The 14,269-nt window shown below is 50.5% G+C and carries 19 protein-coding genes; 12 read left to right on the top strand and 7 right to left on the bottom strand.

Annotation, left to right across the window (positions count from 1 at the left end):
- The first annotated feature begins 391 nt into the window (after window positions 1-391).
- From RSA72_RS11535 to RSA72_RS11525, 3 genes are all read left to right on the top strand, one after another.
- The gene (locus RSA72_RS11535; RefSeq protein WP_332622753.1) at window positions 392-1,387 is read left to right on the top strand and encodes a patatin-like phospholipase family protein; all 996 of its coding nucleotides are present in this window, start codon (window positions 392-394) and stop codon (window positions 1,385-1,387) included.
- 188 nt (window positions 1,388-1,575) lie between these two features.
- On the top strand, window positions 1,576-1,770 hold the full coding sequence (locus RSA72_RS11530) for a hypothetical protein (RefSeq protein ID WP_332622749.1): 195 nt from the start codon (window positions 1,576-1,578) through the stop codon (window positions 1,768-1,770).
- A 313-nt stretch (window positions 1,771-2,083) separates the two neighbouring features.
- Window positions 2,084-2,605 carry an acyl-CoA thioesterase gene (locus RSA72_RS11525; protein ID WP_332622747.1) on the top strand — a complete coding sequence of 174 codons (522 nt, stop codon included), beginning with the start codon at window positions 2,084-2,086 and terminating at the stop codon, window positions 2,603-2,605.
- A 146-nt stretch (window positions 2,606-2,751) separates the two neighbouring features.
- Here the strand turns inward: RSA72_RS11525 and RSA72_RS11520 are convergent, their stop codons facing one another.
- Window positions 2,752-3,090 carry a hypothetical protein gene (locus RSA72_RS11520; RefSeq protein ID WP_332622746.1) on the bottom strand — a complete coding sequence of 113 codons (339 nt, stop codon included), beginning with the start codon at window positions 3,088-3,090 and terminating at the stop codon, window positions 2,752-2,754.
- A gap of 272 nt (window positions 3,091-3,362) precedes the next feature.
- Between RSA72_RS11520 and RSA72_RS11515 the strand changes: the two genes are divergently transcribed.
- The 6 genes from RSA72_RS11515 to RSA72_RS11490 all read left to right on the top strand — a co-directional run bounded on the left by RSA72_RS11515 (window position 3,363) and on the right by RSA72_RS11490 (window position 8,794).
- Complete coding sequence (locus tag RSA72_RS11515) at window positions 3,363-4,370, top strand: CobW family GTP-binding protein (protein WP_332622745.1); 1,008 nt, start codon at window positions 3,363-3,365, stop codon at window positions 4,368-4,370.
- A 66-nt stretch (window positions 4,371-4,436) separates the two neighbouring features.
- Window positions 4,437-4,967 (top strand): YaeQ family protein, encoded by a 531-nt coding sequence (locus tag RSA72_RS11510; protein WP_332622744.1) that lies wholly within the window; start codon window positions 4,437-4,439, stop codon window positions 4,965-4,967.
- A gap of 122 nt (window positions 4,968-5,089) precedes the next feature.
- Window positions 5,090-5,713 (top strand): MgtC/SapB family protein, encoded by a 624-nt coding sequence (locus tag RSA72_RS11505; RefSeq protein ID WP_332622742.1) that lies wholly within the window; start codon window positions 5,090-5,092, stop codon window positions 5,711-5,713.
- 81 nt (window positions 5,714-5,794) lie between these two features.
- Window positions 5,795-6,133, top strand: a complete 339-nt coding sequence (locus RSA72_RS11500) for an FKBP-type peptidyl-prolyl cis-trans isomerase (RefSeq protein WP_332622741.1) — start codon at window positions 5,795-5,797, stop codon at window positions 6,131-6,133.
- 128 nt (window positions 6,134-6,261) lie between these two features.
- Window positions 6,262-8,121 carry a diguanylate cyclase domain-containing protein gene (locus RSA72_RS11495; protein ID WP_443098300.1) on the top strand — a complete coding sequence of 620 codons (1,860 nt, stop codon included), beginning with the start codon at window positions 6,262-6,264 and terminating at the stop codon, window positions 8,119-8,121.
- Window positions 8,122-8,323: 202 nt separating this feature from the next.
- Window positions 8,324-8,794 (top strand): hypothetical protein, encoded by a 471-nt coding sequence (locus RSA72_RS11490; protein ID WP_332633213.1) that lies wholly within the window; start codon window positions 8,324-8,326, stop codon window positions 8,792-8,794.
- Here the strand turns inward: RSA72_RS11490 and RSA72_RS11485 are convergent.
- From RSA72_RS11485 to RSA72_RS11475, 3 genes are all read right to left on the bottom strand, one after another.
- Window positions 8,776-8,901, bottom strand: a complete 126-nt coding sequence (locus RSA72_RS11485; RefSeq protein ID WP_332622739.1) for a hypothetical protein — start codon at window positions 8,899-8,901, stop codon at window positions 8,776-8,778. The two genes, RSA72_RS11490 and RSA72_RS11485, sit on opposite strands and share 19 nt — an antisense overlap.
- 106 nt (window positions 8,902-9,007) lie before the next feature.
- Window positions 9,008-9,931 (bottom strand): alpha/beta hydrolase family protein, encoded by a 924-nt coding sequence (locus RSA72_RS11480; RefSeq protein ID WP_332622738.1) that lies wholly within the window; start codon window positions 9,929-9,931, stop codon window positions 9,008-9,010.
- Between the two features lie 39 nt (window positions 9,932-9,970).
- Window positions 9,971-10,753: a crotonase/enoyl-CoA hydratase family protein gene (locus tag RSA72_RS11475; protein WP_332622736.1), complete on the bottom strand. Its 783-nt coding sequence runs from the start codon at window positions 10,751-10,753 to the stop codon at window positions 9,971-9,973.
- Window positions 10,754-10,946: 193 nt separating this feature from the next.
- Here RSA72_RS11475 and RSA72_RS11470 point away from each other — a divergent pair, with 193 nt between their 5' ends.
- On the top strand, window positions 10,947-11,243 hold the full coding sequence (locus RSA72_RS11470; protein ID WP_332622734.1) for a hypothetical protein: 297 nt from the start codon (window positions 10,947-10,949) through the stop codon (window positions 11,241-11,243).
- A 237-nt stretch (window positions 11,244-11,480) separates the two neighbouring features.
- Window positions 11,481-11,978, top strand: a complete 498-nt coding sequence (locus tag RSA72_RS11465) for a DUF2505 family protein (protein ID WP_332622732.1) — start codon at window positions 11,481-11,483, stop codon at window positions 11,976-11,978.
- A gap of 180 nt (window positions 11,979-12,158) precedes the next feature.
- On the opposite strand, the gene RSA72_RS11460 is transcribed toward RSA72_RS11465, so the two are convergent.
- A complete protein-coding gene (locus RSA72_RS11460; RefSeq protein ID WP_332622731.1) occupies window positions 12,159-12,362 on the bottom strand; it encodes an amino acid transport protein in 204 nt (67 codons plus the stop codon).
- 167 nt (window positions 12,363-12,529) lie between these two features.
- Here RSA72_RS11460 and RSA72_RS11455 point away from each other — a divergent pair, with 167 nt between their 5' ends.
- Window positions 12,530-12,898 carry an endonuclease domain-containing protein gene (locus tag RSA72_RS11455; RefSeq protein ID WP_332622730.1) on the top strand — a complete coding sequence of 123 codons (369 nt, stop codon included), beginning with the start codon at window positions 12,530-12,532 and terminating at the stop codon, window positions 12,896-12,898.
- Between the two features lie 94 nt (window positions 12,899-12,992).
- On the opposite strand, the gene RSA72_RS11450 is transcribed toward RSA72_RS11455, so the two are convergent.
- Complete coding sequence (locus RSA72_RS11450) at window positions 12,993-13,823, bottom strand: TIGR02391 family protein (protein ID WP_332622728.1); 831 nt, start codon at window positions 13,821-13,823, stop codon at window positions 12,993-12,995.
- A 182-nt stretch (window positions 13,824-14,005) separates the two neighbouring features.
- Window positions 14,006-14,269: vitamin B12 dependent-methionine synthase activation domain-containing protein (locus tag RSA72_RS11445; protein ID WP_332633211.1), on the bottom strand; the 264-nt coding region annotated here is incomplete at its 5' end.

Below are 14,269 nucleotides of genomic sequence, written 5' to 3'. Positions count from 1 at the left end.
CTCATTTGGCGAATGAGAAACACTGTTTCGCAAGGAACAAAACGAGCTCCAAAAAATCGATTTCAAAACGGTAAGACTCCGTCGTGAATAGCCCCCAAAATTAAGAAGTTTATGGTTAAACTTCTTAACTGATCAGCATTATCAGTCATGAGGCTTTTTTTATGGGTGTGTCCCGTCAGTCCGCTTAGCCGGCGGCGGCATCAGGTAAGATTAAGTCAAAGCCCCGCAGCATAGGGCGTTCAGCCCGGCCAGTTCTGAATGGACGGTTTTTCGATTATAATTTGACTGCATGGCCGTGTAACGAATCATAACAGTGCTTAGGTTTTGAGCGCTTTAGACTGTGCTTCTCGCAAGAAGATCAATCAATGCCGTTGGAAAATCCGTAGTGAATATGAAATTTGCTTTTGCTGCCTTAGCCTGCGCCAGCCTTGCCGGCTGTCAAACAATCGCGTCTCAGCCTGCAGATGCTGCGGCGCCTGTGCCGGCGGAAAAAGCGCCGGCCTTGGCGGTGGCGGAAGCCTATGCCGGCAAGGACCGCATTGATTTTAAAAAGCTGAAGCAGCAGGAAAAGCGCCCAATTATTGCGCTGGTGCTGGGCAGCGGCGGCGCGCGCGGCTATGCGCATATTGGCGCAATTCAGGTGCTTGAAGCCAACGGCATTAAGCCGGACTTTATCGTCGGCACCAGTGCGGGCAGCATTGTCGGTTCGCTGTACGCTTCAGGAAAATCGGCAGCGGAATTGCGCGAAGTGGCGCTCAGCATGAAGCCGAATGATGTCCGCGATATCCGCCTGGACAAAAAAGGCGTGCTGGACGGCAAAAAAGTCGAAGACTATGTCAATGAGCAGGTCAATGACACCCCGCTGGAACTGCTGAAAATTCCAATGTATGTGGTGGCGACTGAGCTGCAGCAGGGCAGGAAAATGGTTTTCAATGCCGGCAATACCGGGCAGGCCGTGCGCGCTTCGGTATCCATTCCCAGCATGTTTATTCCGGCTGTAATCAACCATGCGGAATATGTTGACGGCGGGCTGGTCAGCCCGGTTCCGGTGGATGTCGCCCGCGATTTAGGCGCCGATATTGTTATTGCCGTGGATATTCTGGCCCAGCCGATGCATACGGAAACCAGCAATGTCTGGGGCCTGTTTAACCAGAACATCAATATTATGCAGTACTATTTAGCCAAAGAAGAGCTGAAGCGTGCAGATGTGGTGATTCAGCCGGATATCCGCGAGAAGGCGCATATTTTTGATGTGAAAGGCCGTGAAGCCACCATGCAGGCGGGCATTGATGCGGCTGAGCTGAAGCTGACTGACCTTTCCCGCGCCTATGCCGCGCATAAATATGCGCAGGGCCATAAAATCATGCAGTTCAGCGCACAGCAGTAAGTGCGGCCTTCATGCCGCGGCCCTGCCCGAGCGCAGCCGTTTCATGCATTTTTCAGGCGCAAGCCGCCGGATTTTGCGCTGGCCCTGCAGGCAGCTAGGTTTAAGTTTACCTGCTGCAGCAAAAGCGCTAAACTTCAAGTGTTTGCTTCACGCTTAAAGCGCTTGCTTGAATAAAGGTAGGGTTGGATATGCAGACACTGAAAATAGGCCAGCAAGTTACTTTAGCCTTTATGGAGCCGCGGGTCTTTAGGATAACCGCGGTGAACATTGACGGCTCTTACCGCATTGAAACGCAGCTGGATAATCTGCACAGTGGCCAGCAGAAATTAAGCTATGACAGCGTTTCTCCGGAAATGCTGAAAGTTTTAGCGCCGAAACTCTAATTGCGCCCGCATGCGCGGCATCCCGCTTTTCAATGGCCGAACGGGAATAATTCAGTCATGGCGCGGCGCATTGCCGGCCTGTATTTTTTTGTAATATCCGATGCCGTGCAATGTGGAAAATCCGCAGTGAGCTGTTCTAAATCTGCTTGAAACTCAATCATTTAATAAAATTGCTATATGCTTTCCTGAATGGCGCTGAGATTGCTATAAATAACAGTGATGATTTTTTTGCCGATAAGAACATTTTATTTAAGCTAAAAACGATATAATAATCACACTTATCAATGCATTCGACCGAGTCTAGAGAAACGCGATGTCCCCATTAGATCAAATTGCTCCAGTATTAGATGACCAGTCTGAGTTGAATATGTCCGTCCTGATGACCCCGGATATGGCAAACTTTTCAGGCAATGTGCATGGCGGAACTATTCTGAAACTGCTGGATCAAGTGGCTTATGCATGCGCCAGCCGTTATTCAGGCAGCTATGTTGTCACGCTGTCGGTAGATAAAGTGAATTTTAAAGAGCCTATTCATGTGGGTGAACTGGTGACTTTTCTGGCCAGCGTGAACCATGTCGGCCGCACCTCAATGGAAATCGGCATCCGTGTGGAAGCGCAGAATATTCAAAAGCGCACCGTGCGCCATACCAACAGCTGCTATTTCACCATGGTGGCGGTGGATGAAACCGGCAAGCCGAAACCGATTCCTGCGCTGAATCTGGACAATGACTGGAAGCGCTGCCGCTTCGAAGCGGCTGAACAGCGCAAAATTGCGCGCCTGCAGGAAAATCATCATCCTTCCTGCAGCATTTACAAGAAGTCAGCGCACAGCTGATTCCTGCTGAACATTAAGAAGACCGCTGCATGGCGGTCTTTTTTATTTGGGAAGCTGCATCCGCCAAAACATGCGCGCTATGCGCAGTTAAAAAAGGCATGGCCTCATTCACTCATCAGTACCTTAAAGGCCTTGATTCAAGATATCTATTGAGTCCGGTTTAAATACAGTCCATCCACGGTCATGCTCCACATGCCGCTGCTGTTCAGATGCGGCGCTTCAGAAACGTTGAAATCTGAGCTGAACGGGCCAAAGCCAACCTGAATCTGATTGCCTTTAAAGGCTTTGATTGGGCCGGAAATTGAGGTGCTGGAATTGAACTGCTGCCTGCTGTAGCTGAGGCGGCCGTCGGCGCTGATGGTCAGCTGCACGCTGCTGTCGTCATTTTGCCAAGTGCCGGCATAGTCGCGCTTGTCCTGCGGCAAGGGCTGCGCGCATGCGCTGAGCAGCGCCGCAGCGGCCAGAATAAAAGGTTTTTTAAGCATTCTATTTTTCCTGAACATTTTTTCTTCTGCTGATTTTCTGATTGTATTCGCCGCAGGGGCTGTGCCGATTCTAGCAGTCAGCGCGCCGGGCATTCAATTAAAACCTCAGACCTGCATGCTGCGCTATAAACAGATGAAAATAAATAATAAAAAAGGCTAATACGCTGCGGCGCGCAGGCGCTCATTTCCGGCTGCCCGCGCGCAAGGCTTGCAAGCGCAGGCGCTTGGCGCTATAAAAGGTGAAAATTGAACAGTCTGCCGCAGGTAATCTTTTGAAGCTCATTTCCGCCCCCCGGGCGATTCCCGTGCATATTATTTCCGGCTTTTTAGGCGCAGGGAAAACCACACTGCTGAAGCATCTGCTGAGCCAGAAGCCGGCAGGCGAAGTATGGGCAGTGCTGATGAATGAGTTTGGCCAGATTGGCGTCGACCAGCAGCTGCTGCCGCAGGATCAGGGCTTTGCGGTGAAGGAGCTGCTCGGCGGCTGCCTGTGCTGCAGCAGCCAAATGCCGATGCAGCTTGCGCTGTCGCGCCTGCTGTCGGAAGCCAAGCCGGACCGGCTGTTTATTGAACCGACGGGGCTGGGCCATCCTGCGCAGCTGCTGGAGCAGCTGACGGAGCCGCACTGGCAGGCGCATCTCAGCATGCGCGCCCTGGTGACCGTGGTGGACGGCTCCCGGCTGCATGACAGCGAGTGGAGCAGGCAGAATTTATATGCAGATCAGCTGAAGGCAGCGCAGATTATTGCCGTTTCGCATGCAGACCGCATGAGCGCAGCCGATGCGCAGGCTCTGGCTGCGCTTCAGGTCGAATACCGGCCTTATCAGCAGGCCTGGCTGCCAGCGCCAATGGGCCAGCTGGATTTGGCTGCGGTTGATATTGCTTATGCAGGCGCTGCGCGCAAAATTCAGCCCTTGCTGCAAATTCAGAAAAAGCTGCCGGCTGCCGAAGCGCTGCCGGAAATCAAGCAGCTGCCGTATCATTATGTCGAAACTGCGCAGGGCTGCAGTGCAGCCGGCTGGAAAATGCCGAAGCGCTGGATTTTTGATTTTTATGCGCTGCTGGATCTGCTCTGCGAGCAGCGTGACTGGCTGCGCATCAAAGGCATTTTCCATACCAATGCCGGCTGGAAAAGCTTTAATTTCAATCCGGAGCAGTTTAATTACCAAACCGCCGAGGCAAATATTGATAACCGGCTGGAAATTATTTACCGGCAGCCGCGGGAATGGCTGGAATTTGAAACGCAGCTGATGAACTGCCGCGCAGATGAGGGAAAATAGCGCAATCTTCCCCTGCAAAAGGCGGCTAAATCTTATATGCTAGGCGCCAAATTTGAGGACTTTTTTATGGCGCTGAAAGCAACAATTTATAAAGCGGATTTGAACATTGCCAATATGGATGCGCATCAGTATGCGGATTTCCAGCTGACCATGGCGCTGCACCCATCGGAAACCATTGAGCGCCTGATGGTGCGCATTCTGGCTTTTGCCCGCTATGCCGGCGAAGCGCTGGAATTTACCAAAGACCTGTTTGAAACTGATGAGCCGGCTTTATGGGAAAAAGACCTGACCGGCCAGCTGGTGAAATGGATTGAAGTCGGCAGCCCGGACGAAGATAAAGTCAAAAAAGCCTGCGCGCGCTGCAGCCAGGTGGCGGTTGTGACTTACGGCACGGCGGCGGATGAATGGTACAAGCGCAGCAGCAAGCTGAAGACCTTAAAAAATCTTGAAGTCTGGAAGCTTTCAACGGCTTCGACTGAAGCGGTTCAAGCTTTATGCGAGCGCACCATGCAGCTGCAGCTGAACGTGATGGATGGCGAATGGACGCTGATCGGCGACACAGCGCAAGCCGTGATTGAATGGGAGCAGCTGCAGTAGCACTGCATGGTTAATCTGCTGGTATTTAAGAAAATTTCACTGAAAGCTGCATGCAGGGCTTGCATCTTTCAGGCAAAGCTGAGTATATCTGAAGCAGGAAAATTACCCTAAAGGCCGGAACTATGGTTGCTGACGTGTATCATCTGCTGATTGCACTGGGGATTGGCGCTGTTATTGGCGCAGAGCGTGAATACCGCAGCAAGTCTGCGGGGCTGCGCACCATGATTATGGTGAGCCTCAGCTCCTGCCTGTTTACCATTCTGTCTTTAAAAATCGGCGTTGAGAACCCGGACCGTCTGGCGGCCAATATCCTGACTGGCTTGGGCTTTCTGGGCGCAGGAGTAATTTTTAAGGATGAAAACCGCATTTCCGGCATTACCACCGCAACCACCATCTGGATGACCGCAGCCATCGGCATGGCGGTGGGCGCCGGCTATATCGTGCTCAGCCTGTTTGCGGCTTTTATTGTGCTGATTGTGCTGATCCTGCTGATTTATGTGCAGGAGCGCATTGAAGACCTGCATCAGGCGCGCACTTACCGGATTGTCTGCCCTTACCAGCAGGAAACGCTGGATAAATATGAAGAGCTGTTTAAAGAATACAGCATGCAGGTGATCCGCAACACGCAGCATAAGACCGAGCATAAAATTACCGGGCGCTGGGTGCTGATCGGCTCTGCCGGCAATCACCGCAGGCTGACTGAGTATTTATTGAATGATCAGAACATTGCCGAACTGAGCTTTTAGCCAAAAAAGCTAAGCGATTTTCCGGCAGCTGCTTATAATGCAGCGGTTCAGAATTTTTTAGATGCATGCAGGTAGATGAATATGTCAAATGAATTGGAAATTATTGATTTAAAAATCGGTGAAGGCAAAGAAGCGGTAAAAGGCGCGCTGATCACCACGCACTATACCGGCTGGCTGGAAGACGGCACCAAGTTTGATTCTTCCGTTGACCGCGGCAGCTACTTTGAAACCGTGATTGGCACCGGCCGCGTGATTAAAGGCTGGGATCAGGGCATTATGGGCATGAAAGTCGGCGGCAAGCGCAAGCTGATTGTGCCGGCGCATCTGGCTTACGGTTCGCGCAAAATGGGCAATATTATTCCGGCAAACTCCAATTTGGTTTTTGAAATTGAGCTGTTTGATGTCAAAACCCGCGACTGATTTTTAACCCGGCGCGGCGCGCAGCGGCAAGGATGCTGCTGGTCAAGAATCTAAAAAAGAATTTGGAATTCTTCAAATTTAACCGTACATTAAGCTTATAAATAACAATATTCAGGAACTCAAGGACGTTGCTTTATTTGCATGATGCAATCCGTTTCTGCTGGGTTTTCTCCGTTCTCAGCTGCGCCATAATTTTCGGGCATTCTTCCGCATATGCGCAGTATGAGCCTGCGCCGCCGTCTGTCTACCAGCAGCACCGTGAATATATCAACAGCGTCAATTTTACCGAAGACAGCAGCGTGCCGCTGCAGGGCCAGTGGCTGTTCTATCCGCAGCAGTTTTTGACGGAGTCCAGCGCGGTGCTGGCGCCGCGGGTGGTCAGCCTGCCGGCATCGTTCAAAGAACTGACCGGAAGCAATCAGAATTACGGCACCTTTATCGGCTACTTTAAAATGCCCAAAGCCTTTATCGGGCGCCGCATTGCGATCAAAATTCCGAATCAGTACGGCGCGTACCGGGTGTATTTAAACGGCGATCTGCTTGTGCGCCTAGGCGATGTCGGCAAAACGCCGGCAGCGCAGGTGACCGAAAATGCGCCGCGGATCGCTTATTTTGTGGCGGAAAATGAATATTTCACCTTAAGCATTCAGGTCTCCAACTTTTCTGAGCTGCACGGCGGCATTGAAAATCCGATGCACATCGGCGTCTCCCAGGTCATCAACCGCCAGTTCCAGCAGCTGATGATGAGCATCGCCATGGTCTGCGGCGCGGTGCTGGGCATTGGCCTGTTCACCATTTTATTTGCGGTATTCCGCGGCTCCAAGCAGCGCAACAGTAAAAGCATTTTTGTCTTCGGCATCTTCATTGTGTTTTTGGCGCTGCATAATATGTTTTCTGCGCCCTATGCTTACACGGCTTTTACTAATATCAGCTGGCTATGGGGCACGCGGCTGGAATATCTGTTTACCTACGGCGCCATTCTGTTTTTCATCAGCTACATTCATCTGCTGAACCGCAGGTATCTGCATCCTTTAAACTATCAGACCGCCATGCTGCTGCTGGCGCTGAATATTGCCGTGACGCTGGTTTCCGCGCCGGACATTTTTGAGCCGCTGGCGCTGTACAGTTCGGCGTTCAGCCTGTCTGTTCTGGCCAATTTCGCCTTCGGCTTTTATCAGACTCTGAAGCATCATGAGGCCTATTCTGTACTGAACCTGTGCGCGGTGATTTTCCTCTGTGTGACATTTTTAAATGATTTTCTGCTGATGATGAACTGGATTGATTCCGTCAATCTGTCGTTTATCTCGACCAGCCTGTATGCGCTGCTGATCATGTTCCAGCAGTCCAGAAACTACGCCTATCACACTTACTATACCGAGCAGCTGAACAATACCCTCATGGAGCTGAATAGCCTGCTGGATCAGAAAGTCAAGGCGCGCACCGAGCAGCTGCATGAGCTGAATGCCAAACTGGAGCATCAGGTTAAAATTGACGCCCTGACCGGGGCATACAACCGCCGCGCGCTGAATGATGAAATTCAGCAGCGCTTTGCAGAAACCCTGCGCCAGCATCACGGCACCCTGATTTTTGCCATGCTGGATGTGGATTATTTTAAAAACTACAATGACTATTACGGGCATTTAAAAGGCGATGAAATTCTGCAGCAGCTGGTGCAGGTGATTTCCGCGCGCTTGCCGCCGTCCGCTTTCCTTGCGCGCTACGGCGGAGAAGAATTCGCAATTGTCATGCAGAATGTGCCGTTTCCGGCAGCGGCGGAATTGCTGGATGCTGTTTTGGACACGGTCCGCCGGCAGCGCTTTGAGCATTGCCGCCGGCAGGATGCCAAGGCCTATGTCACCATCAGCATGGGGGTGGCTTGCATGAACCGCCAGCAGCGCTATGCCGATATTTATGCCCTGATGAAGTCTGCCGATGCGCAGCTGTACGCCGCCAAGCAGGCGGGGCGCGACCAGCTGCAGGCTGTTTAAGTGATGCAGGGCAGCAAGACTCCGCCGTGAACAGCCCAAAAAAGTTAAGGTATTTATTTTAAAATGCCTTAACTGATCAGCATGAGTCCGGCGCAGCGTTTTTTATTTTGATCTAAAAGGTCATAATCTGTTTAAAAAACACCCGGCGCCGCCGTGCTATGATCAAGCTGAATGAGTAAGAAAGCATCTGCGGGATTCGGCTATGGTCAAACTGTTACTGCTGCTCTGTATTTTGACTGCCGCCGCCGCGGCTTGGGCCATTGGGGTGAAAATATATAAAACACAGCAGTTTATCCGGAAGCGTTCAAAATATGCGGCGCCGCCAAAGCGCGCCGGTGTGACCGATGCGCCGCCGCGCGGGCGCAAGGAACAGCAGGCGGATGCCGAAGAGCAGCGCCTGTTTGATGATATTGCCGAACTGTTCATGCAGCAGCCTCAGCGGCACGGCATTGCAGAGGCTGAACAGCTGCAGGCCAGTGTGCTGCGCAAAATGCCGGGCAGCGCCAAAAGCCAGATCCGCAAAATGGATTTAGGCGAATGGTCAATTTACTGGGCGCTGGGCGAGCAGTCTTTGGAATACTACGTGGGAAAGTACGGCGTCTTCTATGCGCATGTTGACCGCTTTGGCGCAGAGCGCCGGCAGGAATGCCGCGTTCAGGATTCCGCCAGCTGATGCAGGATGCGCGCCTGCAGCAGGGCCAGATAATTCCGCCCGGGGCGGATGCTGCTGATTAAAATCGCGCCTTCATCGTCCGCAGCCGAAAGCATCGCGTTGTTCATCCCTGCCTTGCTGGAAAAAAATCATAAAAAGCCTGTTCCCAGTCCTGAAAATGGCCCTAACTTTTCCGCAATCTGCTCCGGCAAGTTCGGCTGTCCGCGGCTGAGCTTATGCGGGCGCATGGGCAGGCTGTCCTGAAGGCTGCATTTGCGCAAACTGCCGCAGCGCCTGATCCCAGATTTTTTCCGCACCCTTGCGGAAATAGCCCATGTGGCCGATTTCCTTCAGGCCGTAGTCCTGCGCCGCCATGTCGATAAACTGCAGGGGCGCATTGCGGTAGTGCTGCATGAAGGCATGGCGCGATGCCGGCAGCGCCCAATCATCATCCAGCGCGGAAACGGCGAAAATTGGGGTTTTCACCTGCGCATACTGGCTATGCAGCGCCTGCTGTTCCGGGTCGGCAAAGAAATAGGCCGGGTTCCTGCACCATTTGCGCCACTGATGATAGACATCGGCCGGCAGGTCTGCGCCCATGTTCAGCCGGCTCCATGGCAGATAGCCGGCAGCCGCCACCATCGGCGGGAAGATAATGTTCCAGATGACTTGAACTTTGACTTTTTCCTTCAGCGGCATATAGCCGTGCCAGCCGGCGCCGGTGCCGTAGCACTGCATGGCCCGCACCAGATGATGGTTGCGGGCCAAGCCCAGCGCCTGCCCGCCGTATGAATGCCCAATCATGTAAACCGGCAGGCCGTCTTTGGCCAGAACGTCAATCGCGCTGCTGAGGTCATAGCGTCCCCAGTCCAGATAGGACATGCGGAAGCCTTTCAGGCTGTCCGGCGCAGATTTGCCAATGCCGCGGTAGTCAAAGGTCAGCACCTGAAAGCCCCGGCGCGCGGCGTATTCGGCAAAGCGGAGGTAAAAGCCCTGCGGCACGCCTGTTGCGCAGGACACTACAATGCTGGCTGCGGCCTGCGGCGCAGCATACAGCGTGCCGGTCAGCGCATAGCCGTCGGCTGCGCTGAACTGGATTTCATTGCTGCGCACAGGAATGTCCAAATGGGGCTGAGTTTGCGGATTGGCATTTTGCATGGGAGCTTGAGTCCAGATGATTTGTTATAAGTTTTGAATTTACTTGCCTGTGAAGTGCGGGTCGCGGCGCTGCAGCATGGCCAGCATGCCTTCCCGGGCATCCTCTGAACTGAGCAGCGGCTGCAGATGCTGCTGCAGCCGGGCGAATGCTGCTTCAGGGCCCTGCATCACGCCTTCCTGAGCGGAAGCTAGCGTGGCCTGCACCGCCAGCGGGGCGGCGCGGCAAATCTGCTCCGCCAGTTCAATGGCGCGGGACAGCGGCGGGGCTTCGGTAATCTCATTAATCAGATTCATTTCCAGTGCGGCCTGCGCGGAAAAGCGCTCGCCGGTCAGCAGGAAGCGCATGGCTTTGGCCCAGCCGGCCGCCTGCACAAAGCGCACGGTGGCGCCGCCAAAGGGCAGAATGCCGCGCTGCACCTCCATCTGGGCAAACTGGCAGTTGTCCTGCGCAATCACCAGGTCGGCGTTCAGCATCAGTTCAATGCCTGCGGTAAAGCAGTAGCCCTGCACGGCGGCGATCACCGGCTTGGCGCGCTTTCTTGCGCCGGTGCCCCAGGGGTTGATCTGATTCTCCGCAAAATCAAACACGCCCGAGGCAAGCTTGGGCTGCAGTTCGGCAAGATCCAGGCCCGCGGTAAAATGTTCGCCATGCGCAAAGATTACTGCGCAGCGCAAGCCGGCATGATCTTCATATTCAGTGAGCGCCAAAGACAGCTCATGAATCATCTGGCTGTCAAAGGCATTGCGCTTTTCTGCCCGGTCGAGGCCAATCAGCATAACCTGCCCGCGGATTTCATGGCTGATGTTTCCTTGATGCTGCATATTCTTGTCCTTCTGCTGCGCTTGTTTTATATACTGCAAATTTTTAAACGGCCGTTAGAATACTGTCAATTCATAAAGTGTGACTGCGCAATTCAGCAGCGGGAAAGGCTTAAAAAACACAGGAAAAAACTGATCCAGCTCTGGCGGCGGCGCTATACTGGCGCAGCAGGGCTGCAGCCATTCGGGGGGTAACATGCTGATAGACTTTCAGCTGGAACAGCAGAAAAAATTTGATGCGCTGGCGCGCCGCATTCTGGACAATCCGCAGGCCTATTTAAGCTTTGATTCGATTGCAGATTTTTATGCGGCTCCGTGGCTGCAGCGGTTTCCGCAAGGCACGCAGTGGACGGCAGCCGGCCTGGATGACGGCGCGGAAGAATACTGCATCCGGATACATTATCAGGCGCAGTACTTGCGCATAGATTATGGGCCAGTGCTGACCGCTGTTCTGCTGGACCGGCAGGGCGCCAGGCATCAGCTGCTGGCTTAACTCAGCCTATTTAAAAAGCGGTTCCGACTCGTTAAAATAGGCGCGCAAGCCAAAGATGCATTTGCAGCGCTGCCTGCAGAGGGATTGTCCGGTTTTGGACATCATGGCTGCATTTCATTGCCATGCAGTCAATGACAGCGCCAGAACAGCAGGATTAAATGGGCGCGCAATATTTTTACTGCGCATTTGACGCGAAATAAGAACAACTAAGACGGATACTCAACAGGAACTCAAAAAATGGCACATCAATTTACTGTCAACGTGGCAATTCAGGGCGTTTCACTGGACGATTTCAAGCGCTTAGCTGCCGATACGGCTTTGCATGAAGCGGTATGCAGGCGCATTCCCGGCGAGAATCTGGAAATTCTGGAATCCCGGAAAACAGGGGATATGTATACTTTAAAGCGCGCTTATAACTTGGATGTCAATATTCCGGACATCGCAAAAAAACTGCTGAAGGATGCCTTCCGCCTGCACCGCACCGATGTCAGCGACTTGGCTAAAATGACTTCAGAAGTGATTTTAGACCCGAACCTGCCGCTGGAAGCGCGCTGCCAGCGCCAAGTGACCGGCGATGCATCGCAGATTCAGTTCCAGCTGGAATGGACGGTAAAAGTGAAAGTCCCGCTGATCGGCGGCCTGCTGGAAAAACATGCGGAAACTGAAATCCGCCGGTTCAGCCAGCTGGAGCTGGAAATTGTGGAAGATGAGCTGCGCAAGAATCTGTCAGCTTAAGAGAATCTACCCCGCCCTGAAAAGGGCTGATGCTGATCTGTAGAATGCCCGATGCCCTTTATCGGGCATTTTTTATTTTATGCAGGGCGTGGCTGGCTATGTGAAATATTTGAAAATAATAAAAAGGGGCTGTACTGCACCTCGCCCAAATAATCGCCGTGCTTTCCTTTTTAAGCGGACTTAAAAACGCAGAAAATACGGCAGAGCGGACAGCGCAATGCCAATCGTGCCGAGTAAAATGCTGCTTTCAATAAAATAGGGGAAAACCATTAAAACTAAACCAGCGAGAAAGGGCACAGTCATTTTCTGTTTTTTGCCATACAGAAAGTAGCCTAAGCCAATTGAGCTGAAGATTACACCGAGAAAAAGCTGGGTTGTGTTCATTCGGATGTGCCATGTGTTGTTTTTATCTGGTGGATATTATGCCAAGATTCTTAAAAGTACATTAGAAAGATAGAATTTATTCTTTGGGGAATAGAACAGTACTTGTTAAAAACGATATGCTTAGATGATGAGCGTACTTACAGCATAAAAAATTAAGAGTAAGTTAGATGCAGCCTTATAATAAGAGCTTAAAGCTTCCATCTCGTGATTTACGCAATAATATGACCGATGCTGAACAACTGTTATGGCAGAGATTAAGACGTAAACAGATTTTAGGGCTACAGTTTTATAGACAGAAACCGATTTTAAATTTTATTGTGGATTTTTACTGTCCCGCAGCGAATTTGATCATTGAGTGTGATGGTGGGCAGCATTATACAGCGGATGTTTTAGAAGCTGATCGAGTAAGGGATGAGGCTTTAAGTGAGTTGGGATTTGTGGTTCTGAGGTTTAGTAATAGGCAAATTTTGGCTGAAACTGATGCTGTGGTGGAGTGGATTTATTGTGTCGCTAGGCTAAAGTTAGAATCCCCCTAAATCCCCCTTTTTCTAAGGGGGACTTGTCATGAATTTGATGATAGTGTTTGACTCGTGAGGCTCCTCCCTTTTCTAAAGGGAGGTTGGGAGGGATTTATAATTTTCCTTCATACATCTTTTTGGCTTCAATAGTTTTGTCTAATTTTCTATGAATAAGTGAAATCGTGGATAAAATATCTAAAGCATCTTGCTCATCAATTCTCCAAGTGATTTTAGGAGCATGAGCAGTTGTATTTCTGAAAGTTCCAAATATACCAATCAATAAATTCGAAAAACCTCTCTGTTCACTCTTTTCACTTTCAGTTTGTAATGAATTTAACGCAAGATAGGGTACTTTATCTTTGAAAGAAAAAGCCTGTACAACTAGATCACTTCCATCATTTGTTAAGCCAGTTTTGATTCTAATTTTTTCAGCAATACTTTTAGTGGCTTCAAAAACGGCGTGGAAATAATTATCAACCAATAATTCAGCCTTACAAAAAAGAAGAACATCATTGTGAATTTTTCTATCTATTAGAGTTTTTCTTAATTGATGTGCCCGTTCTTCTGCTTCAGACAGTGTTTTTGTAGCTATTATTTGTCTTATCAAACCAGTTTCTTCGAGCTCTAAGCCTTCAAATGAAAGTACAAAATTTAATTGTTTACGTATTTCCTGAAACCATTCTTGGTTATTAAAGTATCTAGAGGGCTTCATTACATGTTGAATAAAGCTGATTATGTTATTTGAACATCTATCATTATTTTGTTTAAGTTCAAGGGCATCATACAATTTTTTTCGTTTAGTGGAATTAAGTTTAGGGTCATAAATATCGCATTCAGATAAATATTTAGATATTTGATAGCCTGTTAATCCCGTATTTGTATCACCTAAAATATCGCAGATAGGCTCTAAGCTTGCTAACTCAAATTTTTTAATTATTGCCATTTGATAGTTTTCTAAAGGACTTAATAGATAAATTATATATTAAATATCAATTCAATCCCTCCCAACCTCCCTTTGAAAAAGGGAGGGGCTGTCACGTAATTCATTTGATACGCAAAAGTTCCCCTCTTTTTTAAAGAAGGTGAGAAGCATTGCTTCGTAAGGGAGATTATAAGAACTCTAAATTAAACAATCGAATCATCTAAATTTGGCGCTAACCAACGCTTCGCTACATCCAGTGTCCAGCCTTTACGCTTCGCATAATCTTCAAGCTGATCTTGAGAAATTTTACCCACGTTGAAGTATTCACTTTCAGGGTGCGAATAATAGAAACCACTGACAGAAGAAGGCGGCATCATCGCAAAGTGTTCAGTCAGTTTCGTACCAATCTTCGCTTCCGAACCTAACCAGTCAAACAACACCGCTTTTTCAGAATGCTCTGGGCAAGC

Origin of the sequence: Acinetobacter sp., from assembly GCF_036659555.1 — a bacterium.
Classification (GTDB): Bacteria; Pseudomonadota; Gammaproteobacteria; order Pseudomonadales; family Moraxellaceae; genus Acinetobacter.
This window is presented reverse-complemented; position numbering and strand designations above follow the sequence as displayed.